Source organism: Eisenbergiella massiliensis, assembly GCF_003435485.1.
On the sequence record NZ_QVLV01000013.1, the window covers coordinates 1,195 to 25,885 of the forward strand.

26 protein-coding genes are annotated in these 24,691 nt (G+C 47.6%); 3 read left to right on the forward strand and 23 right to left on the reverse strand.

All coding sequences use genetic code 11. From position 1 onward, the window contains the following. The 4 genes from DXC51_RS29810 to DXC51_RS17710 form a co-directional block, all read right to left on the reverse strand. Positions 1-225 (reverse strand): hypothetical protein (locus DXC51_RS29810; RefSeq protein WP_207660866.1); only part of this gene is annotated, 225 nt, incomplete at its 3' end. A gap of 51 nt (positions 226-276) precedes the next feature. Next, on the reverse strand, positions 277-1,194 hold the full coding sequence (locus DXC51_RS17700; protein ID WP_025490055.1) for a carbohydrate ABC transporter permease: 918 nt from the start codon (positions 1,192-1,194) through the stop codon (positions 277-279). 11 nt (positions 1,195-1,205) lie between these two features. Beyond that, positions 1,206-2,156, reverse strand: a complete 951-nt coding sequence (locus tag DXC51_RS17705; RefSeq protein WP_243003223.1) for an ABC transporter permease — start codon at positions 2,154-2,156, stop codon at positions 1,206-1,208. A gap of 87 nt (positions 2,157-2,243) precedes the next feature. After that, positions 2,244-3,941 (reverse strand): type 2 periplasmic-binding domain-containing protein, encoded by a 1,698-nt coding sequence (locus DXC51_RS17710; RefSeq protein ID WP_025490057.1) that lies wholly within the window; start codon positions 3,939-3,941, stop codon positions 2,244-2,246. A 579-nt stretch (positions 3,942-4,520) separates the two neighbouring features. Here DXC51_RS17710 and DXC51_RS17715 point away from each other — a divergent pair. Continuing rightward, entirely contained in the window at positions 4,521-5,405 is an 885-nt protein-coding gene (locus DXC51_RS17715; protein WP_021633927.1) for an AraC family transcriptional regulator, read from the forward strand. 48 nt (positions 5,406-5,453) lie between these two features. Here DXC51_RS17715 and DXC51_RS17720 read toward each other — a convergent pair whose 3' ends face one another. Next, positions 5,454-6,497, reverse strand: coding sequence for a sensor histidine kinase (locus DXC51_RS17720; protein WP_021633926.1), 1,044 nt, complete (start codon positions 6,495-6,497; stop codon positions 5,454-5,456). Further along, entirely contained in the window at positions 6,494-7,213 is a 720-nt protein-coding gene (locus tag DXC51_RS17725; protein ID WP_051358289.1) for a response regulator transcription factor, read from the reverse strand. The genes DXC51_RS17720 and DXC51_RS17725 overlap by 4 nt, the downstream gene beginning before the upstream one ends. Before the next feature lie 236 nt (positions 7,214-7,449). On the opposite strand from DXC51_RS17725, the gene DXC51_RS17730 reads away from it, so the two are divergent. Then, a complete protein-coding gene (locus DXC51_RS17730) occupies positions 7,450-8,631 on the forward strand; it encodes a VanW family protein (RefSeq protein WP_021633924.1) in 1,182 nt (393 codons plus the stop codon). Between the two features lie 124 nt (positions 8,632-8,755). On the opposite strand, the gene DXC51_RS17735 is transcribed toward DXC51_RS17730, so the two are convergent. The 8 genes from DXC51_RS17735 to DXC51_RS17775 all read right to left on the reverse strand — a co-directional run bounded on the left by DXC51_RS17735 (position 8,756) and on the right by DXC51_RS17775 (position 15,234). Then, positions 8,756-10,174, reverse strand: coding sequence for an MATE family efflux transporter (locus DXC51_RS17735; RefSeq protein ID WP_117531453.1), 1,419 nt, complete (start codon positions 10,172-10,174; stop codon positions 8,756-8,758). 16 nt (positions 10,175-10,190) lie between these two features. Continuing rightward, the gene (locus tag DXC51_RS17740; protein WP_025490062.1) at positions 10,191-10,556 is read right to left on the reverse strand and encodes a YccF domain-containing protein; all 366 of its coding nucleotides are present in this window, start codon (positions 10,554-10,556) and stop codon (positions 10,191-10,193) included. A gap of 211 nt (positions 10,557-10,767) precedes the next feature. Further along, positions 10,768-11,001, reverse strand: coding sequence for a hypothetical protein (locus tag DXC51_RS17745; RefSeq protein WP_021633921.1), 234 nt, complete (start codon positions 10,999-11,001; stop codon positions 10,768-10,770). A gap of 93 nt (positions 11,002-11,094) precedes the next feature. Continuing rightward, complete coding sequence (locus DXC51_RS17750; protein WP_025490063.1) at positions 11,095-12,096, reverse strand: asparaginase; 1,002 nt, start codon at positions 12,094-12,096, stop codon at positions 11,095-11,097. Between the two features lie 53 nt (positions 12,097-12,149). Next, entirely contained in the window at positions 12,150-12,467 is a 318-nt protein-coding gene (locus DXC51_RS17755) for a DUF3837 domain-containing protein (protein WP_117545073.1), read from the reverse strand. A gap of 284 nt (positions 12,468-12,751) precedes the next feature. After that, positions 12,752-13,519 carry an ABC transporter permease gene (locus tag DXC51_RS17765; RefSeq protein ID WP_025490066.1) on the reverse strand — a complete coding sequence of 256 codons (768 nt, stop codon included), beginning with the start codon at positions 13,517-13,519 and terminating at the stop codon, positions 12,752-12,754. Between the two features lie 4 nt (positions 13,520-13,523). After that, positions 13,524-14,327: an ABC transporter permease gene (locus tag DXC51_RS17770; protein ID WP_081745446.1), complete on the reverse strand. Its 804-nt coding sequence runs from the start codon at positions 14,325-14,327 to the stop codon at positions 13,524-13,526. Continuing rightward, the gene (locus DXC51_RS17775) at positions 14,311-15,234 is read right to left on the reverse strand and encodes an ABC transporter ATP-binding protein (RefSeq protein WP_025490068.1); all 924 of its coding nucleotides are present in this window, start codon (positions 15,232-15,234) and stop codon (positions 14,311-14,313) included. Before DXC51_RS17775 ends, DXC51_RS17770 begins: the two co-directional genes overlap by 17 nt. Before the next feature lie 280 nt (positions 15,235-15,514). On the opposite strand from DXC51_RS17775, the gene DXC51_RS17780 reads away from it, so the two are divergent. Continuing rightward, positions 15,515-16,468, forward strand: coding sequence for a sensor histidine kinase (locus tag DXC51_RS17780; protein ID WP_049942383.1), 954 nt, complete (start codon positions 15,515-15,517; stop codon positions 16,466-16,468). Between the two features lie 6 nt (positions 16,469-16,474). Here the strand turns inward: DXC51_RS17780 and DXC51_RS17785 are convergent, their stop codons facing one another. The 9 genes from DXC51_RS17785 to DXC51_RS17825 all read right to left on the reverse strand — a co-directional run bounded on the left by DXC51_RS17785 (position 16,475) and on the right by DXC51_RS17825 (position 24,681). Beyond that, a complete protein-coding gene (locus tag DXC51_RS17785; RefSeq protein WP_025490070.1) occupies positions 16,475-17,167 on the reverse strand; it encodes a response regulator transcription factor in 693 nt (230 codons plus the stop codon). A gap of 130 nt (positions 17,168-17,297) precedes the next feature. Continuing rightward, on the reverse strand, positions 17,298-17,939 hold the full coding sequence (locus DXC51_RS17790; RefSeq protein ID WP_025490071.1) for a cytidylate kinase-like family protein: 642 nt from the start codon (positions 17,937-17,939) through the stop codon (positions 17,298-17,300). 180 nt (positions 17,940-18,119) lie between these two features. Next, entirely contained in the window at positions 18,120-19,808 is a 1,689-nt protein-coding gene (locus tag DXC51_RS17795; RefSeq protein ID WP_021633911.1) for a carbon starvation CstA family protein, read from the reverse strand. A gap of 98 nt (positions 19,809-19,906) precedes the next feature. Continuing rightward, positions 19,907-20,554, reverse strand: a complete 648-nt coding sequence (locus tag DXC51_RS17800; protein WP_025490072.1) for a DUF8052 family protein — start codon at positions 20,552-20,554, stop codon at positions 19,907-19,909. 227 nt (positions 20,555-20,781) lie between these two features. Further along, positions 20,782-21,699: an RluA family pseudouridine synthase gene (locus DXC51_RS17805; RefSeq protein WP_025490073.1), complete on the reverse strand. Its 918-nt coding sequence runs from the start codon at positions 21,697-21,699 to the stop codon at positions 20,782-20,784. A 14-nt stretch (positions 21,700-21,713) separates the two neighbouring features. After that, complete coding sequence (gene lspA, locus DXC51_RS17810; RefSeq protein ID WP_035320607.1) at positions 21,714-22,235, reverse strand: signal peptidase II; 522 nt, start codon at positions 22,233-22,235, stop codon at positions 21,714-21,716. Further along, entirely contained in the window at positions 22,228-23,337 is a 1,110-nt protein-coding gene (gene aroB, locus DXC51_RS17815) for a 3-dehydroquinate synthase (protein ID WP_117531460.1), read from the reverse strand. Before aroB ends, lspA begins: the two co-directional genes overlap by 8 nt. A 103-nt stretch (positions 23,338-23,440) precedes the next feature. After that, entirely contained in the window at positions 23,441-23,947 is a 507-nt protein-coding gene (locus DXC51_RS17820) for a cell division protein SepF (RefSeq protein ID WP_021633906.1), read from the reverse strand. Positions 23,948-23,982: 35 nt separating this feature from the next. Further along, positions 23,983-24,681 carry a YggS family pyridoxal phosphate-dependent enzyme gene (locus tag DXC51_RS17825; protein ID WP_021633905.1) on the reverse strand — a complete coding sequence of 233 codons (699 nt, stop codon included), beginning with the start codon at positions 24,679-24,681 and terminating at the stop codon, positions 23,983-23,985. Between the last annotated feature and the right edge of the window lie 10 nt (positions 24,682-24,691).

The window sequence follows — 24,691 nt, forward strand, 5'->3', positions numbered from 1 at the left end:
CTTGGCGAAGGCGCCCAGCTTCTGGCCAAAAGTGGAAGCGCCGTTTCCATACCAGCCCATCAGGCTCTCCCCAGGAGCGTCCAGGCCGGCTGTTTTTCTGAAAATATGCAGCAGGGAATCATTGGGAATCGCCAGGTAGGTTTCTATGGTTTCCCTTCTCTGGCGCTCCCACAAGCTGTTCTTTAATTCCACTCCCTGATATCTGAAATCCCTTAACTTTTCCATACCCTTTCCTTCCTGCCGCCCGGGCGGCAGTTTCCCTTCTTTTTATAAAAATCAGCCCTTTACCGCTCCGATCATCACGCCTTTTTCAAAATACTTCTGGATGAAGGGATACACACACAGGATGGGCAGCGTTGATACGATGATTACCGCGTATTTCACCTGATCCGCAGCGCCCTGGGCATAGCCGCCCTGTACGCTTCCCACGCCGCTGGAGAACGCCTGGTTCAAAAGCAGGATTTCCCGCAGTATAATCTGCAGAGGCGCGTTTTTGGAATTGCTGTTAAACAGCAGCGCATTGAAGAAATCGTTCCAGTGGAATACGGCATAATACAGAATCAGCACGGAAATAACCGCTTTGGACAGCGGAAGCACCACCTTGACAAAATAGTTGAAATGGGAGCATCCGTCCAGCACGGCCGCCTCGTAGAGATCCTCCGGAATGGAGGTTTCTATGAAGGTTCTTGCGATAATAAGGTTATAGGTATTGACCGCCACGAAAATAATCAGAATCGTTTTTGTGGAAATCAGTCCCAGCGAGCTTACCGTCATGTAAAGGGGCACCAGCCCGCCGCTGAAGAACATGGTGAACACAAAATAGAACATCACCTTGTTCCTTGCCTTGAAATCCCTTCTGGAAAGCGCATAGGCCGCCGGCATGGTGACCGCCATATTCAGGATGGTTCCCGCCACCACATAGAGTATGGTATTGGCATAACCGGTCCAGATACGCGCATCCTCCGCAATCTGCTGATAGCCGTAAAAAAGGATGTCCTTCGGCCATATGGTCACCTTCCCCAGATTGACCAGATTGGAATTGCTGATGGAGGCAATGATAATAAACCACAGCGGATAGGCTATGACGACAAAAACAAATATGCTGAGGATGATAACAACTGCGCCAAACAGCCTGTCCTGCCAGCTGGAATCCCTTTTCACTTTTTTTGCAGGTCTTATTTTTTTATCTGCCATTTTTACTCCTCCTACATCAGACCGGTGCCGGTGGACCGTTTGGAAACATAGTTGGTTACCAGCAGGAATACAAAGTTGATTACCGTGTTAAACAGGCCGACAGCCGCGCCGAAGCTGAACTGTGAGGACTTGATGCCCACCGTATATACATAGGTGGAAATAACCTGGGAGGCTCCCAGATTCAGGCTGTTCTGCATCAGGAAAACCTTGTCGAAGCCTACGTTGAGAATATTTCCCATGTTCATAATCAACAGGATCATGATAGTGGGCAGAATCGCCGGAAAATCAATATGTATCATCGTCTGCCACCGGTTCGCCCCGTCAATTTTACAGGCGTCATACAGCTGGGTATCCACTGAAGACAGGGCGGCGATGAAGATGATGCTGTTCCAGCCCATGGTCTGCCAGACGCCGGACAGTACATACAGGGGAACAAAGCAGGATTCCTTTCCCAGAATATTGGTGTTCCGGGATACGATATGAAGGCTTTTCAAAAAGTTGGCGATTACGCCGCTGTCGTTTGCAAACATGATATTCAGCATGGAAACAAGGACGACCACTGAAATGAAGTACGGGATATATACGGTAGTCTGCACCGTCTTTTTCCATTTGGGGCTGCGGATCTGATTGATGATCATAGCCAGGATAATCGGCGCGGGAAAGCCCACAAGAATACTGGTGGCGGAAATGACAAAGGTATTTTTCAGCGTGGTAAAAAACATGGGGCTTTCAAAATACTGCTTAAAATATTTCAGTCCCACAAATTTTCCGCCCGTGATGCCCGCAGTAAAGCTGTATTCCCGGAACGCCAGCTGGATCCCGTACATGGGGACATAACAGAAAATCAGGATATACAGCATGGCGGGGAACAGCATGACCCACAGCTGCCAGTTATGCTGTATATATTTTCCAAAACCCCGGCTCTGGCCGGTTACAGCATTCTTTTTTTGTTTAGCACTCATACGATCTCCCTTCCTTTAGACAGAACGTGGGATGCGGAAATTCCACATCCCACTGCCCTGTTTAGCTCTGCTTTTTGGTATGAAGCATTATTTTCCCAGATATGCGTCGAAAGCCTTCTGACGGATTTCAAGTATCTGAGGCAGTCCTGCATCATTGACACTCTTAACGTAGGAATCCCAGTCAGCGTCGATATCGGATTCGCCGGTCATCCAAAGAGACCAGTAATTATCAATGATATTGTTGATATTGGCCTGGGTGAGCGCCATGGTATTCTGATCTTCTTCCGAATATTTCATGAACATCTGAGGATAGGTATCGGATTCGCTTGCCTTGGCAATCACATCATCGTATACTTTTCTTTCCTCCAGGGCAAAGGTCATATCCTGTGCCATTTCGATTTCCGTGCTTCTTCTGATATACATGGGCGCATTGTCCGCCATGGTGCTTGTCCATTTCCAGGTACCGGGATCCGTGTCGGGATCGAGCGGGTCAAGAACCTTGAAGCTGTTGTCGCCGGTCTGCTCCACACAGCCGTCGGAAATACCGCCGAACAGGCCCTGAACGGAAACGGCCGGATCATAGAAGCAGTCGAGGAATCTTACGGCAGCTTCCATATTCTCACATTTGGCGCTGACACATACTCTGTTGCCGGACATATTAAGTCCTGTGTAGTCATCCCTCCAGCGGGTATCATAGGTGCCGGGTTCACAGTCGATATCATAATCAAGCGCGGGAACCGGTACATACTGGCTGTAAAGGTTGGGGCCGAATTTGTCTGTTTCTTCCCAGCCGAATACGCAGCCTACCAGGGCGTCCCCATTTTCATTGCCGCGGGAAAGGGACTGGAATGCGGAATAGTCGTTGGAAATGGCATTGGTATTGATCAGGCCGTTGGCATAAAGATCAGTTACGTACTTCATGAACAGCTTATAACGGTCGTCAACTGCATAGCATTTAATCTGTCCGTCTTCCGCAAAGTAAGCGTCTGTTCCCCAGTTGGTCAGCTGGATTCCAAGGGAGCCTACCAGGTTTGTCATGGAATAAGCGCTGTTGAACCAGCCGTTGTTTGCGCCCGCGTTGAAGTCCATGGGGATTTCATCGTCAGGGTCGCCGTTGCCGTTGGCATCCTGCTCTTTAAAGGCCATCAGGACATCCTTCAGCTCCGTGAAGGTGGTGGGAACTTCTTTACCTACCGCTTCCAGCCAGTTTTTGTTGATGAACATAACGGTATTGGTGGAAGGCCATTTGCCCTGGAATTTGGGAAGTCCGAAAATTTTTCCTTCCATTGTGGTAGCCAGTGTTTTGGTATCCGGCTCTTCTTCAAACATTTCCATGATATTGGGGGTGGTTTCCTTGCTGAGGTAAGGCGTCAGGTCCGCAAACAGCCCGGCATATTTGGTATAATCGGAATCGGATGTGGCGCTGAAGAGCAGATCCGGAATGTCCCCGGCTGCGAAACGGGTGGATTTCACCGTATCCCAGTCAGCCCTGATCTGTTCCCATTCGATTTCCACTCCTGCTTTCTCTTCAATTTCGGATACCCACTTCATTTCCGTGATATCCTTGGTAAGCGGATGGGAAATGATGACAGCGGTCAGCTTTACCGTCTCTCCTGTGGAAGCGCCTGCGTCCGCAGATGCGTTTTCTTCCGTTTTTGCCGCTCCTGTGTCGGCGGCCCCTGCATTTGCATCGGTACTGCCTGTGGTACTTGTACTTCCGCAGCCTGCCAGCATTCCTGCCGTCATTGCCGCTGAAAGCATCAGCGCAATTAATTTCTTTTTCATTCTGTTTCCTCCAATCTTTATTTGAAATTTCACGGTAACCGTGTTATTTCCCTTTGATTTCCGGGCCTGCACACACTCCCGGTCCAAAATACTGACAGATGTCCAAAAGTCATCCATCTTAAAATGCTGTAGCTTTTGCTGCTATTTGCATAGTGTATCGGATAATGCTTAGTGAATATTTATATTTTTTATTTTCTTCAGCGGAAATTTATGGGTATATCTTACAATTTGATACCGGTTTCGTAAATGTCATAAGGATACATTAAGTGTAAAAAGGTTGTGGCTTACTGCTTTGCCTTTTAAACTCACAACCTTTTTACACTTAACCTAACCTTTATACACCTTGTACAAATTAGAGCCTTTAATTATACTTATTTTATGCACAATTTACTAATTTCCATATTTTACCATTAGTATAAAACTCGAATTTCCCGGAATTTTACAGAGAGTGTTTTGTTGGCCGACAGGTTTTTCACTTTAATAAACTGATCCGGATTTTTTCCCCTGAAATGCGGGGCCAAAAGATACACCTCTGGTGTCAAAATTCAGAATGAAAACGGAGGGGAGGTACGCTATTGATTGAAGGCTTATGAATTTACGATTGACAACCCGCTGGAATACGTACTCACCGGGAAGTTTGAGGCACTGTCTCCTAACTGGATGCATGAAACGATGGAGCTGATTGATTACGAACTTTTTGTCATTTCCAAGGGGCCTTTATACCTGTCCTATCAAAATCAGGATTTTACCGTAAATACGGGTGAAACGCTGCTCCTTCCGCCGGGGCAGCCTCCCGCCAACCTCCGGCGGGGCTTCAGGCCCTCGGACTGCAGCTTTTACTGGATGCATTTTACATCCTCCCATCCGGTGACGCCCGTAATTACTGAGGATGGCGTTACCGACACCCTTTCGTATCTGACGGAAAATAATATCCGGCTTCTGATCCCGCAGTACTGCAGGACGCTGAATACGGAAAAAATAATTGTGCTGATGAAACAGCTGCAGGACGCTGTCCGTTCCCAGTACGACAGGCTGACCATCAATTACATGACCACCCTGATTCTGTGCGAAATCCACAACCAGCACATTCGGCAGCTGAATGTGAGCATACCTGCCAAAAACCAGAGGCAGATGTTCCAGGACATCCTTGATTATATCAAACGGCACATTCAGGAAAATATCAGGGTAGCAGATATTGCCGGTCATTTCGGCTACAATGACAAATATCTGTCGCATATGTTCAGTTCCATTGCGGGGATGTCTTTAAAAAGATATATTATGAAGGCAAAGATTGACGAGGCCAATTTCATGCTGACGGATACCAACATGACCATACTGGAAATCAGTGTCGCGCTGGGCTTTGCCGACAGCCACAACTTTATGAAATTTTATAAGAAGATGACCGGGCTGACGCCCAGTGAATACAGAAATGCCTTTTCCAAAAGAATGCTTTACCATAAATAAAACAGGTCCAAATCGGAAGACGCCTCCCTTTGAACCTGTTTATTGCTGTTATTCAATATCAAATCTGTTCCTGGAAATGCCCAGAAGAACACGGGTGCCCTTTCCTTCCTCCGATTCTATGGCAATCGTCTGGCCAAGCATATCCATGGTCCTGCGGCAGAGAAAGAGGCCGATTCCCGTGGAACGCTTTTCCCTTCTGCCGTTGTAGCCCGTATAGCCCCATTCAAATACTCTGGGAATATCCTCCGGGCGGATACCGATGCCATTATCCTCCACAACCAGGAACGCTCCTCCCCCACTCTCCTTTGTGTAAATCCGGATGCTGCCGCTGCCGTCCTTTGCCGTATATTTCACCGCATTTCCAAGCAGCTGCTCCAGAACGAATAGGAACCATTTTTCATCTGTGAGCACAGCAGCTGCCATATCCTCCAGATGGATAGCTGTTTTGTTATAAATGAGTACGGACGCCATATTTTTTACAGCCTTTTTTACCAGGGATGAAAGCGGGTATTCCTTTAAGACCAGATCCCTTCCGTCCTTATCCAGGCGCTGGTACTGGAGGGCCATATCCACGTACTGCTCCGCCTTCCACAGCTCCTGCTCCATGGAACGCCGATCCAGCTCCTCCTCCTGTAAAAGCAGATGCATGGCGGCCACCGGGGTTTTTATCTGATGGGACCAGAGCGTATAGTATTTGCTGCTTCTCTCCCTTTCCTCCCGGCCGTTTTCCTTTTCCTGTTCATATTTTTGCTGCCAGCCCCTGGCCAGCTGCGCCCACGCCCCTTCCAGGCCGCGGCTTTCCTCTTCCGGGGAAAAAATTCCCGCCTCTGCCTGTGAAGCATATAGTTCCAGCAGCCTGCGTTTTTTTACGTATTTGCTATAATCGGAGAAAATCAGGACAGAGGACAGCACGGCGAGGACCAGAAGCAGATAGACCGCCGGCTGCCAGGGCAGATCACAGAGCCACCATATAAAAAGAAGGCAGACCGTGGGAAGAAGATATAGCATAAAGCTGACCCGCTCCCTGATATAGTCGGAAAAACAGCCGCGGGAAAATTCCCCGGATACAGTCTTGTTTACTTCCCTCTTCATGTTTTTTTCCCTTTCGCCGATCCGCCGTCTTCAGGCCGGTAGTTCTCCGGGATCAGGTAGCCCATGCCCTTCCTGGTTTCAATAAAGCCCTTCAGTCCTGTTTCTTCCAGCTTTCTGCGAAGCCGTGTCATATTCACGGTCAGGGTGTTGTCATCTATAAAGGCTTCATTTTCCCAGAGCGCACAGATGATTTCATCCCGGGATACGGCGCAGCCTTTCTTTTCCATTAGCAGGCTGAGAATGCGGAACTCATTCTTGGTAAGCTCCAGCTTCTGTCCATTATAAGCAAGCGTGGCGTCGCTTAAGGAAAGTGTGGCTTCCCCGGCATGGATTACGTCCTTTCGCGTGCCAAAGGTATACGCCCTGCGCAGAAGCGCCTGGATTTTGGCCAGAACGACTTCTAGACGGAAGGGCTTTGCCAGGAAATCATCCGCTCCCATATTGACGGCCATCACCAGATTCATATCGTCCGCCGCAGATGAAATAAATATAATAGGAACCTGGCTTGTCTTTCTGATTTCCTGGCACCAGTAATAGCCGTCGAAAAAGGGCAGGGATATATCCAAAAGCACCAGGTCGGGGGAAAACTGTGCAAACTGCTCCCCAACACGGCCAAAATCAACAACAGCCTGTACCTCATAATTCCATTTTAACAGGGTTCTGGTCAGCACGGCGGTTATCGTGTCATCATCCTCCACAATCAAAATCTTATACATAAATCCTCCTGTTCTGCGTCCCATCACACAGTTGACGGGGAATAACGCAGCTGTGTATCTTTTTTTATCATAACCCGTCGGCGGCTGTTTTTCCACTTTTTTATAAATTCTTTGCAAATGGTTGGAAATCAGCGGAAGATATGATATCCTAGTACTTAACTGATTCCGGGGAAACGCATGTTTTTTGCCTGCTTCCGAACCGGAACCGGCAGATTGTGAAAGGATGGTATACAGCTATGAAAAAACATCAAAGAATATCCATACTGCTGACATGTCTGCTTCTTGCCCTGCCGCTGCAGACAGCGGTCACAGAACCGCTTCAGATAAATGCCGCCGAGGCCCTGCCCGCAGGAGGCATAACCACCACGGTTTCCGACAGCCGTTTTATTGATGCCGGATGGATGAACCAGAATATCATACTTACCCTGGACGGACAGGTCTGGGCAATGGGAATTAATATGATGAAGGATTATCCCGTATTTCTGTCCAACGACCTTGGCGTCCCTCAGTGTATCCTGGGGGATACGGCGGTTCTCGACGTTTTCCTGAATGCTATTAATGAGCAGCTCAAAGCCCAGGTTTTCCAGAGCGACAGTCCCATTTTTGACACAGGCACAGGAAGCTATATCTACAATTCCGGGCAGACCTATTACCAGCTCAACGCCAATGTGAAGAACTGGCTGATAACCACACTGCAGCAGCAGTTTATCGCAGGAACGCCGCAGCCCATTACCCTGGATCTTACCTCCGGCTACCTTACAAGCATTGTCAATGAAGGCGTGCTCACCTACAGCCCTGATTTCGTGCTGGCCGGCAGCTGCACCACCAGTTTTTCAACCAGCTCCTCCAACCGGATCAACAATATCAAGGTTGCCGCGGGACATCTGAATAACATGATTATAATGCCCGGCCAGGAGGTTTCCGTCAGTACGGCAATTCTTCCCAGGACTTCCGCCAACGGCTACCGGGAAGCCGGCGCATATCTGAACGGAGAAACGGTAATGGCTATTGGAGGCGGCATCTGCCAGGTATCCTCCACCGTTTACAATGCAGTTAAGAATGCAGGCCTTGTCGTGCTGGAACGCCATCCTCACAGCATGCCTGTGCACTATCTTCCTCTCGGGCTGGATGCGGCGATTTCTTCTGGTTCCAAGGATCTTCGTTTCCGCAATAACTACTCCGCTCCCGTTATCCTCCAGGCATATACGGAAGGGAAAAAGCTGACGATCAATGTGCTGGTATGGAACCATGATTTGAATGGCCGCACCTTCAAGCTCTGGGCGAAGAACACAGGAAGCCTTTCTGCAAAAACCTATTTTACCACGTATCAGGACGGCCAGGAGGTCAGCACGGAATATGTGGGCAATTCCTCTTATATGGCTCCCAAGCCGAAGAAAACCGAAGCCGAGGACGAATAGCGGCACATAGGAAAGGTTTTTTAAGATTTAATAAACAGCTGATAAGTAATAAAAGGCAGGCCGGAAATCCCCGCAATGAATTTCCGGCCTGCCTTTTTCTTCATCCGTCTTCCACGAAAGATAACTAATTCTCCAAAGCTCTCTTCTTCCAGGCGCCTTTTTTATAGAAGATCAAAGTGATTAGCGCACCCAGAACCCAGGAACACAGCAGGGAAATGAATACACATTCATTCCGCCCGTTGGGAAGCTCAGGTGTTCTTGTCATCCAGGCAATGCCATAAGCAAGAGGCACACGGATAGCAACGGTTGTAATCAGGGAAATCCACATGGGCGTCATGGTATCTCCCGCTCCTCTCATGACGCCGGACAGACACTGCGTCACAGCCATGGCGATATAGCCTACTGCAAGGATACGCATCAAATGCATGCTCAGCTTCACCAGCTCGCCTGTTTCCGTAAAGATTCCCATCAGGTATTTTCCGAAGATAAGTATGAGACCCGTAATGACGGCGGAAACTGCGGCCGCAATAACAGTTCCTTCCTTCGCCCCTTTTTCCACCCTGTCATATTTTCTCGCGCCTACATTCTGGCCGGCATAGGTGGTCATGGCTGTGCCGAAGGAGAAGTTCGGCATCATGGCAAAGCCGTCCACACGCATAATAATTACGTTGGCTGCGATAAACATTTCACCGAAGCTGTTCGTCAGCGACTGAACGACGATCATGGCCATGGAAAAAATCGCCTGCGTAAAACCGGAGGGCAGGCCCAGCCGGATCATATCCGTTGTATGCTTTTTCCCGGGCTTCAGATAATGAAGCTTCAGATCAAAAATTTCCTTCATGTTGGCCAGCTTGAACATACACATAATCGCCGAAACCGCCTGCGCGATTGCAGTTGCAAGGGCCACGCCGGCAACACCCATGCGGAAGCTTGCAACGAAAAGGATGTCAAGCGCGATATTCAGTACCGTGGCCACCAGCAGATACACCAGCGCGGAAACAGAATCCCCAAGCCCGCGCAGGATACCGCTTAAAATATTGTAATAAGCCATGCCGGCAATGCCTACGAACAGAATAATCAGGTAAGAAGCGCACCAGTCCATAATGCTGTCCGGCGTATTCAGCAGCCGCAGCAGAGGCCTCACCACAAAGGGCGCCACCACCATAATAATGACCGAGGATATGGCTGTCAGCGTGATACTGCAGCCGATGGAGCCGGACAGCTCCTCTCTCTGTTTCGCCCCGAAATACTGGGAAACCATAATGCTTGCACCCACGGAAATTCCTACGAACAGAACCAGCAGAAGGTTCAGGATAGGGCTGGCGCTGCCTACGGCCGCCAGCGCATTGTCGCCCACATACCGGCCAACGACAATGCTGTCCACCGTATTATAAAGCTGCTGTGCAATATTTCCAATCAGCATAGGTATGGCAAAGGCTACGATTCTTTTCCCCGGTGATCCCTCTGTCATATCAGTCGGCGCAAACAGCGCCGCCAGATTAAATTTCTTTTTTGTCTTTGTTTCACTCTTTTGTTGTTCCATCAGTTCCCCCTGTATATTATGTATAAATTATCTGCGCGCCAAAGGGCATCAAAGCCAGTTTGGCCATTTTGAAATGCTGCAGGCCGAAGGGTATCCCGATAATGGTAATGCAAAGCAGCACGCCCAGTATTACCGACTCAAGAGCCATGGGAATGCCTGTAATAATCATCCAGATGATATTCAGAATCAGCGAGCCTGCGCCGCCTCCGTAAACTATCTCCTTGCCGAAGGGCCATGCCGCCAGGGCCGCAAATTTGAAGCACTGCTTTCCGACCGGAAGCCCGATGATGGTAATACTCCAGAGAATTCCGGCCATAAACCAGCCCAGTGCACTGAAAAAACCACCGCAGAAAAACCATAAAAGATTTCCTAATACACTCATTTCCGTCCTCCTTTCTTAGTGCGCTAATTTCTATTATATGATGGATATTCATTTGATGCAATTCTTTCTTGCCCCTAATTTTTAAATCCTTTATTAAATTTTCATAAAATCTCTGAAAGAATTTAATTCTTTTAAGCAAAAAAAGAACAGAGGCTCTGCTTTTTGGCAAAACACTCTGCTCTCCTTTTCGGATAAGCTGCTGTCCGAAGCTTCAGGCGATGTTTTCCTGGACATCTGTTTTCAGCTGCGCCAGCACTTCATCAACGGAAACACCAGCTTCTTCCAGGGCATCCGATAGTTTTTCAAGCTCTTCATTCTTTTTCTGTCGCAGAAGCTCTTCCAGTTCTTCATAAAGCTCCTGGGTCCTTACTTCCAGATTGTAAATACTCTGCTGCGTGTCCTGGATTCTTTCATCCAGAGATTTGTTTTTTCTTCCTCTCGGCATGGTTGTCCTCCTGTTATGTTTTGTTCTTACTAAGAAGTATATGAAGGAGGAATGGAAAATATTCACAGAGCTGTATATTTTTTCTGAAAAATATTAACGGTAAATATCGTAGTTTACAGTTTTGTAGAAAAGCTCCCTGACAGCTTCAAAGCTGCCGGGTCTCTGCCCCAGTATCCACATGAGCTTTGTGAGGACCGCTTCCAAGTTCATATCGTAGGCTTCCAGCAGCGGGAACTGCTCCTGTACCCTTTTGCCCACCTCATAAACGCCAATATTGCTTCCCTCATAGGTGACCTGCGTGGTCATGACCACAGCCTTGCTGGAGCCGTACTCTTCCATCAGCCTGACAAATTCATGAAGCAGGCTGTCCGGGATACCTCCCACACCAAAGCTTTCCACAATGATTCCGTCATACTGGCTGAAAATATCTTTCAGGATGACCGGGGACATGCCCGGCGTCAGCTTCAGCAGAAATACCCGGGGATTAAGCTCATGGCAGAAGGAAACCGGTTCTGTAAACGGCTTCGGTTCAATGTAGCGGACCAGATGTTCATCCCGCATCACGGCAAGCTCCGGATAATTGATGCTGGCAAATGCGTTATAGCTCATGGTTTTCACTTTTTTTGCACGGGTGCCGGCAATGATTTTCCCTCCGAACACAAGGCTCACCCCGCTGGACGCATCATCAAGAGCATAGGCGATACTGTCCCGCAGGTTCATTCTGGCATCGGAAATCTCCATTTCCAGAGGCCTTTGGGAGCCGGTGAGCACAATGGGCTTCGCGGAGTTCTGTATCATATAGGAAAGCGCTGCCGCCGTATAGGCCATGGTATCTGTGCCGTGGCAGACTACGAAGCCGTCAAAGGCTTCATAATTTTCCTCTATGGCATGTGCGATCTGCATCCAGTGCCCACAGGTCATATTGGTGCTGTCTATGCCAAACAGGTTCTGCGCCTCCAGGCTGCACACATTATCCATAAAAGGCAGAAATTCCAGAATTTCCTCCGCGGTCAGCGCCGGCGCCAGCCCATGCTCTGTTTTGTGGGAGGCAATGGTGCCTCCGGTGGTAAGCAGCAATATTTTTTTCTTTGTCATTAACATTCTCCTCCGCCCGGCGGGGCGGATACTGCCCTGCAGAACGTTTTGTCTTATCTTTGCCAGGGCCTGTTTTCTTCCAGTCCCATCAAAAACAGTTCCTTTACCTGGTCGTCCATGTTATCATCTGGTTTATAATACTTCAGCATCCGGATGATGTTCTTTTCCCGCTCATCCGCGGCGTTGTAGCCTTCCAGGGCCGCCATCATCTTCTCCTGCAGCTTAAGCGGCGTTTCCAGGGGAGGCGGCGTAATGCCCGCCAGCCGGCACAACAGGCCGCAGACGTAACCCATTTCATAGTTCCCCGTCATCACGGAGGTTTCATGCTGTGCTTTAATGACCACTGACATTCTGGCCAGAACCGGTACCATAAATATCCCTCTTTTCCGTCTGTATAAAAGCGTGCGCTCCCATTTTCGTCCATGGGTGATTATAACATGTCGGAATCCGCGTTACAAGTCACAGTACTTTATCTTGGCACAGTCTTTTATCCTGGCACGTTTTTTATCCTGGCATATTCCTTCATCCTGGCATGTTCCTTTATCCTGGCATGTTCCTTTATCCTGGCACGTTCTTTCATCCTGGCACGTTCCTTTCAGCCGGGCCGCTGCGCTTTTCCTCTGCCGCAGCAGCCCGGAAAACCCGGACAGTTCCCCTACCATCCTCTTTTTCTGCTCACCTTCGATGCCCTGTTTTTCCTTTCAGCCGGCTTCATCCTTTTTATCAGAACAAATGACGCCAGGAACACTGCAGCGATGACCGCAGCCGCAATCGGCCTGGAATAATGCAGCCAGTCATATTTATCCCCATATTCCGGCCTTAGCAGAATCATAACCGCCTTAACAGGATAATAATTCATCGGCTTCCAATCGATGGAGGCCAGGAACCCGTAAACGAAGGCAGCCGCGGTCCCGGCCAGCATAGCGCCCTCCTTGCAGGCAGCCAAAACCGTTATGGGAAGGACTGCCACAAAAATCAGAATATTTGTGCATATAATCCGTACAGACCACATCAGGACACTCCCGGCGCCAATTCCAGGTAATTTCAGCGCCGCTCCCAAAAGACTCCCCAAAACGCTGCTGCCCACTCCAAAAAAGCTGACCACAACCAATAATACCATCAGCTTCCCCAATAAAATCCTTTGAAAGGTGACGGGGATCGTGAGCATGTTTTTCAACGTATCATCCGTGGTTTCCCTCTCCATCATGTAGCTGCCCAATAAAACAGTCAGCACCGGGGAAAAATAGATACAATTGTTTTCAAGTATATTTCCCATCAGCAATGCAAAATTTTTAACCGTACTGTCTCTGGCAAAAACCGGTATGACGGAAAGCACGCAGGATAACGCCACAATAATTGCACCCGCCTTCAGCATCGACGCACGTTTGATTTTTAATAATTCCGTATATATAATTACCCCCATATTGTCACCTCGACCATTTTTTATAAAAACGCAGAATCAATGTAACCGATAAAGTAAAAATAATCATCAGGCTGACAAACACCCGCAGATGATCACTCATATGCACAGGACTTACATAGTCTCCGAAAAGGGCCTTCTTTCTATAGTCTAAAATAAAGGATACCCAGAATAATCCTGTGATAAGGGGCAGAAACTTTACTATCATTTCATGGCCTGCAAATAAAATAAGGAAAAACCAGTTCAAAATGGAATAGGAAAAAGCTAGCAGAATGGACAGCACATAGTTCTGGTTAAAATAAATAACCATAACCACCGCAGGAAGCGAAAAGCTCACAATCATGATGCCCGCCAGTATACTGACCATCAGCTTAAAAGGGAAATCATATACCGCCCTGTAATTTACCGCCGCGCAGAAAACAGTGACGGAAACTGTGGTTAACATCGCATAAAATACAGCCCACAAATACAGCACGGCCAGCTTTACAAGAACTAATTGTCCGCAGGTAATGGGTATCGAACGAATATTTTTAAAGGTGTCATTGTCACGCTCCGCAAAAAACAATACGGCGCCCACGCTCCCAATCAGGCAGGGCAGAAACAGCATAAAGCTATATACAATATTACTGCCGAAAACATAATCATAATAATTGTAAAGAGCGCGGCAGTCCTGCGTTCCATCAATCCTTGAGCGTGTCATAATTACCAGGGCCAGAGGAAACAGTACGGCCAGCATTGTCAGCAGGGGGATCACCTTGTTTCTTTTATATTTCCATAATTCGCACCGGACAAGCTTAAGCAATTCCTTCACCCCCTGTCACCCGCGTAAAATATGCTTCCAGAGTATCTTCATGTAAATATAACTCGCACACATCAATTCCATTTTCAATCAGGGAACGGTTAAGCCTTTCTAACGGGACGGAAATATCAAATATCCAGATATTTTTTTCATCCAGGATTTCAAAATCAGTGATGTGAAACTGCGTCTCCAAAAGCCTGGCCGCAGCAGCCGCATCCGTCACCGATAATTGGATATGGCGGTTATTTTTTCTTTCCAGTTCTTCCATCGATTCTTCTTCCAGAAGGACTCCATGATCAATAATCCCAATATCATCGGCTAACAGGGCTATCTCCGACAGGATATGGCTTGAAATCAGTATTGTTTTGCCGCCGGAATGACATAAATCGTGTAAAAAGTCGCGTATCTCCACAATCCCGATAGGATCCAGCCCATTGATTGGCTCATCCAGGATTAAAAGCTCCGGTTCATGCATAACGGCCAGCGAAATCGCAAGACGCTGTTTCATGCCCACAGAATATTGTGAAAAAAGCTTTTTATCATTATAGGGCAGCCCCACCAAATCCAGCGCTTCCCGAACCGCATTATATTTGGTAACTCCCCGGAGCTTTGCAAAAATACGTAAATTTTCGCTTCCAGTCAGATTGGGATAAAACCCGGGTGCTTCAATAAGGCTTCCGATGCGCGGCAGCAGGCTTTTTTCTTCCTCCCTCATCTTTTTCCCAAACACATAAACATCCCCTGACGTGGGACTTGTAAGATTAAGCAGCATCTTCATGGTCGTCGTTTTCCCCGCTCCATTGCGACCCAGCAAACCGTAGATACTCTTGTATCTGACATGCATATTGAGATCCGAAACAATTTTCTGCTCTCCATAAATCTTTGTTAAATGCTTCGTTTCGATAATATAATCCTTCAAATTACTCATCTCCTCGTCTTTTTTATTCCCTGCTCAGCTTCTCATCCGATCTGCTGCTTATAATTTACCATATATCAACCGCAGGTATCTTACAGCATCCTTAAATTTCACCCATTTCATCAGCAGCTTAACTTAACCAGTCTTGAAATTGTAATCCTGAAAAATTTATGTTATAATTTTCCCATCAGCACGTGAAAATTTTCACTGTTTTTTATCAACGGCTATCCGCTAAACACTATTTAATCTAATTTAACTGAATTCACAATTATACAGGAGCAATATGCAAAAATACATTTTAATCATCATCACAACAGCGCTTATCCTCTCTCTTATCCTATGCCTTGTACTGTTTGTGTACATCAGGCGGCAGAACAGGGAGCTAAATTATATCAATGGCATTCTTAAAGAAATTAACGCAGGCAACAGGAACCGGAAGATACTCCTGGATTCTGATTCCATCCTTGCCGACATCGGCTTTGGAATCAATCTTCTGCTGCAGGATTCGCAGGATACAATAATAGCGCTGCAGAAGGCCGAAGAGGCGGAGAAGGCTCTGATGACCAGCCTTTCCCATGACATCCGGACCCCTCTCACAACACTGATCGGATACCTGGACGCGGTTCATACAGGGATAACAGATGCAGAAACCCGGGAAAGCTATGTGGAGACAGCCCGTCAGAAGGCGTATGCCCTGAAAAATTATGTGGATACGCTGTTTGACTGGTTCAAATTAAGCTCAGGCGAAGAGATTTTAGAGCCGCTTCCCTGCGATATGGCAGAGCTGACCCGTAATATTCTGGAGGATTGGATTGTTATTTTTGAGGAAAAGCATATTTCCTATGAAATTGATATTCCGGAAAGCTTAATAGAATTAACGATTGACAGAAAAGCATATGCACGGATTCTAAACAATCTGATTCAAAATTCCCTGAAGCACAGTCAGGCAGCAAAGATCGGAATTTCATTGAAAAAAGAAAAGGATGTGACGGAGATTTCCGTAAGTGATAATGGCGTCGGCATTTCCCCTTCTGATATAAAGCATATCTTTGAACGGTTTTATAAATGTGACAAAAGCCGGACTGACAGAGGCAGCGGGATTGGACTGAATATCGTACAGCAGCTCGTTATAAAATCTGGCGGCAATATCACCGTAAAAAGCGAACCGTTTGTCCGGACCACCTTCCTTATTACGTTCGGTCCTGTTCACACTTTAAAGCCCGGACCGCCGCTTTAACCGGAATCAGACGGGCGCATTAAATCGGTATCCCATGCCTTTAATCGTCTGAATATATTCGTCAGGGGCAGAAAGACCGTCTATTTTTTTACGCAGCCTGCTCATCGTCGCCATTATGGTATTATCATCATACATATACTCCTGCTTCCACACGGCTTCAAAAATCCTTTTTTTAGAGAGAATTTTTTTCGGGTTTTGAGCGCAATATACCAGCAGTTCAAATTCTTTATTCGGCAAAGCCACCTCTGAACCGTTTATGACCACCCGTTTTTCCGAAAGATTAATTAACAGGCCCTTGTATTCAATGACTGTCCTCTTTTCCGGATCGTTCAGATAAAGGTATCTTCTGATTAAAGACTGTACTCTGGCATTGAATTCCTCTAAATTAAAGGGCTTTGTCAGATAATCATCCGCTCCCATCTGCAGTCCCTTCACCTTAGATGCATTGTCGTCCTTCGCCGTCAGCATGAGCACCGGAACATTTCCCAGGAGGCGTATCTTCTCAAGCGTTTCAAAGCCATCCATCCCCGGCATAAAAATATCAAGCACCACAAGATGGTATTCCCTTTTCTGCATGAATGAGATTCCTACATTTCCGCTGTAGCAGACATCGGCCTCAGCATCCATCTGGCGGAGGCTTTCCTGAAGCAGCCTGCACAAATCTTTATCATCATCAATAATAAGAATCCTGTTCGGCATATTCCCTGTTTCCCCTTTTCAGGCAAAAAGGAAAGCATCCTTCCCGGGAATTCTGCTTTCCTCCTGTTAATCTCTCATTAATTATAGCTTTTAATCCTGCATACATTAGCCGGTCTGCCGGTGCATCACGTCAGGCTTTGCCGCCCGGATTATTCTGATTCTCAAAGTCTTCAATAATCTGGATGATCAGCTTCACAGTCCCCTCCACACCCAGCACTGAGCTGTTCAGGCAGAAATCATAGCTGTCGGCACGGCCCCATTTCTTGGAGGAATAGTAATTATAATAGCTCTGACGCTGTTTATCCTTCTTAACTATCATGTCTTTTGCTTTGTCTTCGGTCAGGCTGTACTTGCTCATAATACGCTTAACCTTGGTCTCCTCATCGCCATAAATGAAAAGATTGATGCAGTTCTTGAAGTCATGCAGCGCATAATCGGCACAGCGTCCTACAATAACGCAGGGTCCCTCTTCTGCCGCTTTCTTAATGGTATCAAACTGGGCAAGAAATACCTTATGGCTGATGGGCATATCCATAAAGGATGACGCATTATAACCGAAGGAATAAGTATCCATTACCAGGTTATAGAGGAAGGAGTTGGTAGGTCTCTCATCGTGGCTCTTAATCATCTCCTCACAAAAGCCGCTTTCCTTGGCTGCCCTTGTCAGAAGCTCCTTATCTAAGCATTTGATGCCAAAATATTCTGCTACCTTCTCGCCGATTTCACGTCCGCCTGAGCCAAACTGACGGCCTATTGTTATGATTGTATTCATACAACTACCTCCTTGTTCAAGGTAAGCAAGCTACCTTTTATAAATACTATTATAAAGAAAAACTGATAAAAATTCAATGATAAAAAGCAAAAACTCCCCGGTCTGTCACAACCGCGGAGTTTCCGCCATTTCAGCACATATTATTCTGCTGTTTTTCCTGATTCCAACCGTGCCGTTTCTTTAATGTTTTTTCTTTTTTTCATAATCGATAAGCACCTTGCCGCCTTCTACAACGAGAATAACAGCAAGAATAACGATAGGTATGATAACTACGCACTGAAGGCCTTCCTTGATAACAGTGCCTGTGCCGCCCATCAGCTTCACAACATTGTTCTTAAAGGAAAGGATCAGGGAAGAAATACACGCAACGAGCATGAATACCATAGGGAAATACAGCATCCGGTTAGGCTTGTTGGTCTTAGCCAGATATACCGCAATGGCAAGGAATGCAGGTACGGCAACCAGCTGGTTGCAGGCGCCGAACAGCGGCCATACATTCTGATAGCCTGCCAGGCACAGTACGAAGCCGAAGAAAGCGGTAATAATGGTAGCCACATACATATTGCTGAGCACGTTCTTCTTTTCCCCGTTTCCGGCGAACAGCTCCTGGAACATGAAACGTCCCAGTCTCGTACCGGTATCCAGTGAAGTCAGGGCAAATGCGGACACCGCCAGGGCGATGATGGTATAAGTTGCCTGAGCCGCAGTGGCATTGAAGCCCATTTTTACGAAAAAGCCCTTGATGGCGGATGCAAATACTACAGTAGGTGATGCCATATCCGCAGGGATGGAACCGTCTGCAGAAAGCGTACCGATAGCGATCAGGGAAATAACTGCCAGGACGCATTCGATTAACATGGAACCATATCCGATTGCCAGCGCGTCCTGTTCATGATCCAGCTGCTTTGAGGTCGTACCGGAACCAATCAGGGAATGGAAGCCGGATACGGCGCCGCAGGCCACGGTGATGAACAGTACGGGGAACAGATAGCTGCTTCCTACCTTGAAGCCCACATAAGCGGGAGTTACAATTGTAGGATGCGCTCCGATAATTCCCACAATTGCCGCGACCATCATGAAATACAGCAGGAAGCTGTTCAGATAATCTCTCGGCTGGAGCAGAATCCATACAGGCGTAACGGACGCAATACAGATGTAAATAAATACAAAACCAATCCAGAAGCTCTTGGGAAGGTTAATCGGGCATACAAGGCCGATTCCGATGCAGATAGCAAGCAGAACCACGCCTACAATGGTGGAAACAATCAGCGGCGCATTCTTTCTGTAAACCAGGACGCCGAAAATAATTGCCAGCGGAATGAAAAGGATGGATGCCATGGCTACGGAACCATTGGCAGTACCCTCAACCGCACCGGGGAATATCCCGGTTACACCTTCGCCGCAGGTAAAGCTGGCGGCTACGATATCCGCAAATGCAGCGATAACCAGCAGCAGTACGAGCCATGCAAAAACGGTGAAAAGCACCTTGCAGCGATGGCCAATGTTCTCCTCAATAACCTCTCCCAGGGATTTTCCCTGATGACGGATGGATACGAAGATGGAGCCGAAGTCCTGAACAGCCCCGAAGAAAATACCGCCGATAACAATCCATAAAAATACCGGAACCCAGCCGAACAGAGCCGCCTGGATAGGTCCGTTGATAGGACCGGCGCCGGCGATGGATGAAAAATGGTGGCCCAGCAGAATCGGTGTCTTCGCCGGAACATAGTCCACACCGTCTTCCATGGTATGGGCCGGTGTTTCATTCTGGGAGCTTAAGCCCCACGCCTTTGCCAGATATTTGCCGTATGTATTGTATGCTACGACAAAAATGACAATAGCAAGTAAAATAAGAACAATTGCACTCACACTAAATCCCTCCTGTTTGTTAAAAAATTTTGGCTTGTGTGACGTTATAAAAAACAGAACCGCGGCCCGGAAAACTCCGGAACCTGCCGGCGTCTGTCCTATAACCCTTGTTTTTCCCCGTCCTCCGGCTCCCGTTCTCCGTCGCCGGTACGGTCTTTCTGTGAAAAGGGCTTCACATCCTTCTTTTCACAAAGCTCGCCAAAGCCGGGCTTTCCTGCGTCAACCTCCTCAAATATCTCCTTCAGTAGCTTTACCTTCTTCGCTGCTGCGCGGTTGCATGTGATCTTGCGATCTTCCATGCTGACCAATGCCATATGCCCCGTACTGAAGCCTCTGAGGTTGAACCTGTATCCCTTATCAAAGGAATATCTCTTTACGCTTTTCAGCGTATTCCTGTCGGGCGGGTACTGGCTGAGCAGAATCACCGTCAGGAAGCTGTACATATGATCCTTCTCCGGCACCCTGGCGCCCTTTCTCACCAGCTTCGGCTCCATATAGTTCTGAATCACATCCTGTGCTTCCTTCACATGCTCTTCCGTAATTTTATCCGCTGTGATGAACAGAATGTGCTCATAACTGTCCGAAGCCCATAAATTGGCTTCCCGTACTAGTACATACTTCTCCAGATGTGAAAAAAAGTACCCGTAAGCCGGGTACTCCTTGCCATCTATGAAGTATGGTTTATATATATCAAACGTGCCCGAATACCTGAGCAGTAAACGGTCAAGATATTGTGCCATCTCCATGTTGATACCCCTTATATCGTGGTTATATGATTGTGCCTTCTTCCGCTGTACCGCTATGATGCGGTAAAGGGCTGACGGACTATTTATAATTTAGCACAATTTATTCCATAATTCAACACTTTGAAGCACAAAATTTTAACAAAGTCTTTACTTATTTTATAAAAAATTTAGTTTTCAGCACGATGCACGCTAAAAAAGAGGCTTATTTCCCGCTTCTCCCAAAAAATTTATTTTGGGAGAGTGTCAAGCAGATGCTGAAAATATCCGGGCAAGGGCGCAGTGGTTTCCACATATTCTCCGGTCACCGGATGGATAAAGCCCAGGGTCATGGCATGCAGGGTCTGCCCCTGAAGCTGAAAAGGGCACTTCCTGTTCCCATAAACCGGATCTCCCAGAATAGGGTGCCCGATGGAATCCATATGCACTCTGATTTGGTGCGTCCGTCCGGTTTCCAGCCTGCATTCGATATAGGTATAGCTGCGGAAACGCTTCAGAACCCGATAATGCGTGACAGCCTCTTTCCCATTCCGGACTCCTGCCGCCATTTTTTTCCTATCAGAAGGATGCCTTCCTATCGGCACATCCACGCAGCCTTCCTCTTCCTTTATTACGCCCCACACAATTGCCCTGTAGCGCCGTACAATGGAATGCTCCTTCAGCTGCTCGGCTATGGAGGCATGGGCAATGTCATTTTTGCAGACAATCAGGCTGCCTGTGGTATCCATATCAATCCGGTGCACGATTCCCGGGCGCAGACAGCCGTTAATTCCCGAAAGGCTGCCCTTACAATGATACATCAGCGCATTAACCAGCGTACCGCTGTAATGGCCTGCCGCCGGATGGACGACCATTCCCTTCGGCTTGTTCACCACCAGCACGTCAGCATCCTCATAAAGAATGTCCAGCGGTATATTTTCCGGCTCAATATCCGGTTCTACCGCTTCCGGAAGCTCAAAGCAGATTTCATCCTCCGTTTTCAGCCGGTAATTGGCCTTCACCGGCTTTCCATTCACCAGCACCTTCTCTTCCTTCATCATTTTCTGAATAAAGGAACGCGACAAAGAATCGATAAGTATGGACATATACTTATCGATTCTTTCCTCTTCATACTCTTCTGTTACCTGAAACCGAAACAGATCCGGCATTCCACTTCCCCCGTCTATTCTTTATCCTTCTTCTTCCATGACAGGAAGCTGAAATCATCGTCCTTATATTTATTGCTGAACAAAATCAGGACTGCGCCCACCACACAGGCAATGGATACAAACATATCAGCCACATTAAAGATCGGGAAATCTATCAGGCTGATATAGATGAAATCCACCACGTAGTCCAGCCTGATACGGTCTATCATGTTGCCCACGGCGCCAACAGCCACACAGGCAAGCAGGATATGCAGTATCCGGTATTTGCCGACAGACGGCATTTTATACATCGCATAAACCACCAGCGCCAGAATAATCGGCGTGATGATCAGGAAAAATATTTTTCCTCCCTGCATCATGCCAAAGGCTGCGCCGCGGTTTTCCAGATATCTCAGTTCCAATACGCCGGGAATCAGGGAAACAGCTTCCTGCCCTTTCAAATATATGACCGCCAGATACTTGGTAAACTGATCCAGCAGAATGCCCGCCAGGACAATCAGAAGATCCGGCAGCCAGAATTTTTTCATCTTATTCATTTGCATCCTCTTCCGTAAAATTAATTTCGTCTATCGCCGCCAGGATTTCCTCCTCGGTTACAGTGGTATCCAGCACGGCTTTTCCGATTTTCTGAAGGAGGACAAATTTAATGTGTCCCGCTTCCATTTTCTTATCCGACTTCGTAAGCTCCAAAATCTCCTCACGGTCCAAATCATCAGCAGAAATGGGCAGGTTAAAGGGCACGAACATATCCCTGATTTCATAATATTCCTCCATGGGAAGCAGCTCCTTCTTCCAGGAAATGAACGCGGCGGCCACACAGCCCAGCGCTACGCATTCCCCATGGGTCAATGTAAAGTTTTTGGCCTTTTCCACCGCATGGCCGATAGTATGTCCCAGATTCAGGAGCGCACGCTCTCCCTTTTCCGTGGGATCATTCTCTACAATTTTACGCTTGATGTCGCAGCTGCGGCGAACCATCTCCTCCACCGTATCAGGATCTCTGTCACAGATTTCATACATGTTGGAAACCAGCCATTCATAATATCTGGCATCCCTGATGAGGCCGGACTTCATGGCCTCTGCAAAACCGCTGTAATACTGACGCGGCTCCAGCGTCGCCAATGTTGCAAGATTCATATATACCAGCCTGGGCATATGGAACGCGCCCACCATATTCTTATACTGATCAAAATCAACGCCTGTTTTTCCGCCGATGCTGCTGTCCACCTGTGAAAGCAGTGTGGTCGGGATCTGGATAAAATCAATGCCGCGCAGATAGGTAGCTGCCGCAAAGCCCGTTAAGTCCCCGGTTACCCCTCCTCCCAGCGCAACAAGCCAGTCCTTTCTTGAATAATGCCTCTCTATCAGGAAGGAATACAGAAGCTTTACCGTATCCAGGTTCTTATTTTCCTCCCCTGCCGGAAATGTAAAAATATCAACTCCGGCACATACAGGGGCAACTGCCTCACGCACCGCATCCGCATACAGCGGCCCTACATTAGAGTCCGTTACGATGCAAAGCTTTCTGTCTTCGCACTGCAGCTCCTGCAGCTGCGCTGCAAGCCCTTCAAAGCTCCTCTCAAACACAATATCGTAGCAGGGCTTCTTCTGATAAGAAACCGTCATTTTTTCTGCCATCATGCCACCTCGCCTTTATCTTTATTATCTCTGAAAATACGTCTCTATGCCCTCAAAAAAGCGCCGCCTCGCGACGACGCTGACAAACTGAACTTACGCTGGCTTAACTGGAAAATCCGGGTACATCCACCGAACCGCTGAAAATCTCCTGGAAGTCCCCGGAAATGTCCACGCTGGCCGGCGTGATTATAAATATGTAATGTGAAATCTTCTGAAGATTGCCGCTGATTGCAAAGCAGGAACCCGATGTAAAATCAATAATCCGCTGGGCAATGTCCACATCCAGCCCTTCCAGATTCAATACTACGGTACGGTTTGCAAGGAGTGTTTCTGTAATTTCTCTGGCGTCTTCTATGGTTGTGGGCTTAATCACACATACTTCCATCCCGTTGCCTGCGGTTTTGTGGGGCTGCCGCATGGGTGTTACCTTGGGTGATACCTTCCGGATCTTCTCCTCATCCTGAACAGGCTCCGATTTCGTCTTAGGTGTCAGTTTCGAGATTTTCTCTACAGGTTCGTCGTAATCATCATAATCATCTTCGTCGTAATCATCATAATCATCTTCACCATTCAGTCTCATATAGCTCAAGAACTTGTCCATTACACCCATCGTGCTCAATCTCCTTTATGATTACTGCCGGACAGCTATTCCGTTATCCGGTAGGATCTTTCACCAAATATTCCCGTACCCACGCGTACAAAGGTGGCACCCTCTTCTACTGCCACCTCATAATCCCCAGTCATCCCCATTGAAAGAAAATCCATATGTACATTATCAATGTTTTTTCTACTTATGTCAACATATAACTTTAGTAATGCATTGAAAATTATCCTGTTATCTTCAGCTTTTTCGACAAAAGGCGCTATCGTCATAAGCCCGCGAACCTGTATTGCAGGCAGCCTGGAAATCTCCTCAATAAGTCCGGGCGTATCCTCCGGCGAAACGCCAAACTTACTTTCCTCGCCTGCCACATTCACCTCAATCAATATGTTCGCCGTAACGCCGTGCTTTACCGCTTCCTTGCTGATTTCCTCCGCCAGCCGCAGAGAATCAACACTGTGAATCAGGTATACCTTGTCAATTATATACTTTACCTTATTCCTTTGCAGATGGCCAATCATATGCCAGCGGATATCCTCCGGCAGCTGCCCTGCCTTGTCTACCAGCTCCTGTACTTTGTTTTCCCCGAAATCCCGGACCCCCAGCGCATAGGCCTCCTCCAGCATGGAAACCGGCTTGGTTTTGCTGACCGCAATCAGGGTGACCTCATCTTCCTTCCGTCCCGCCCTGGCACAGGCATTCCTGATGTTCTCCTGTACTCTGTTCAGATTCTCCTTAATCATATGCCTCTCC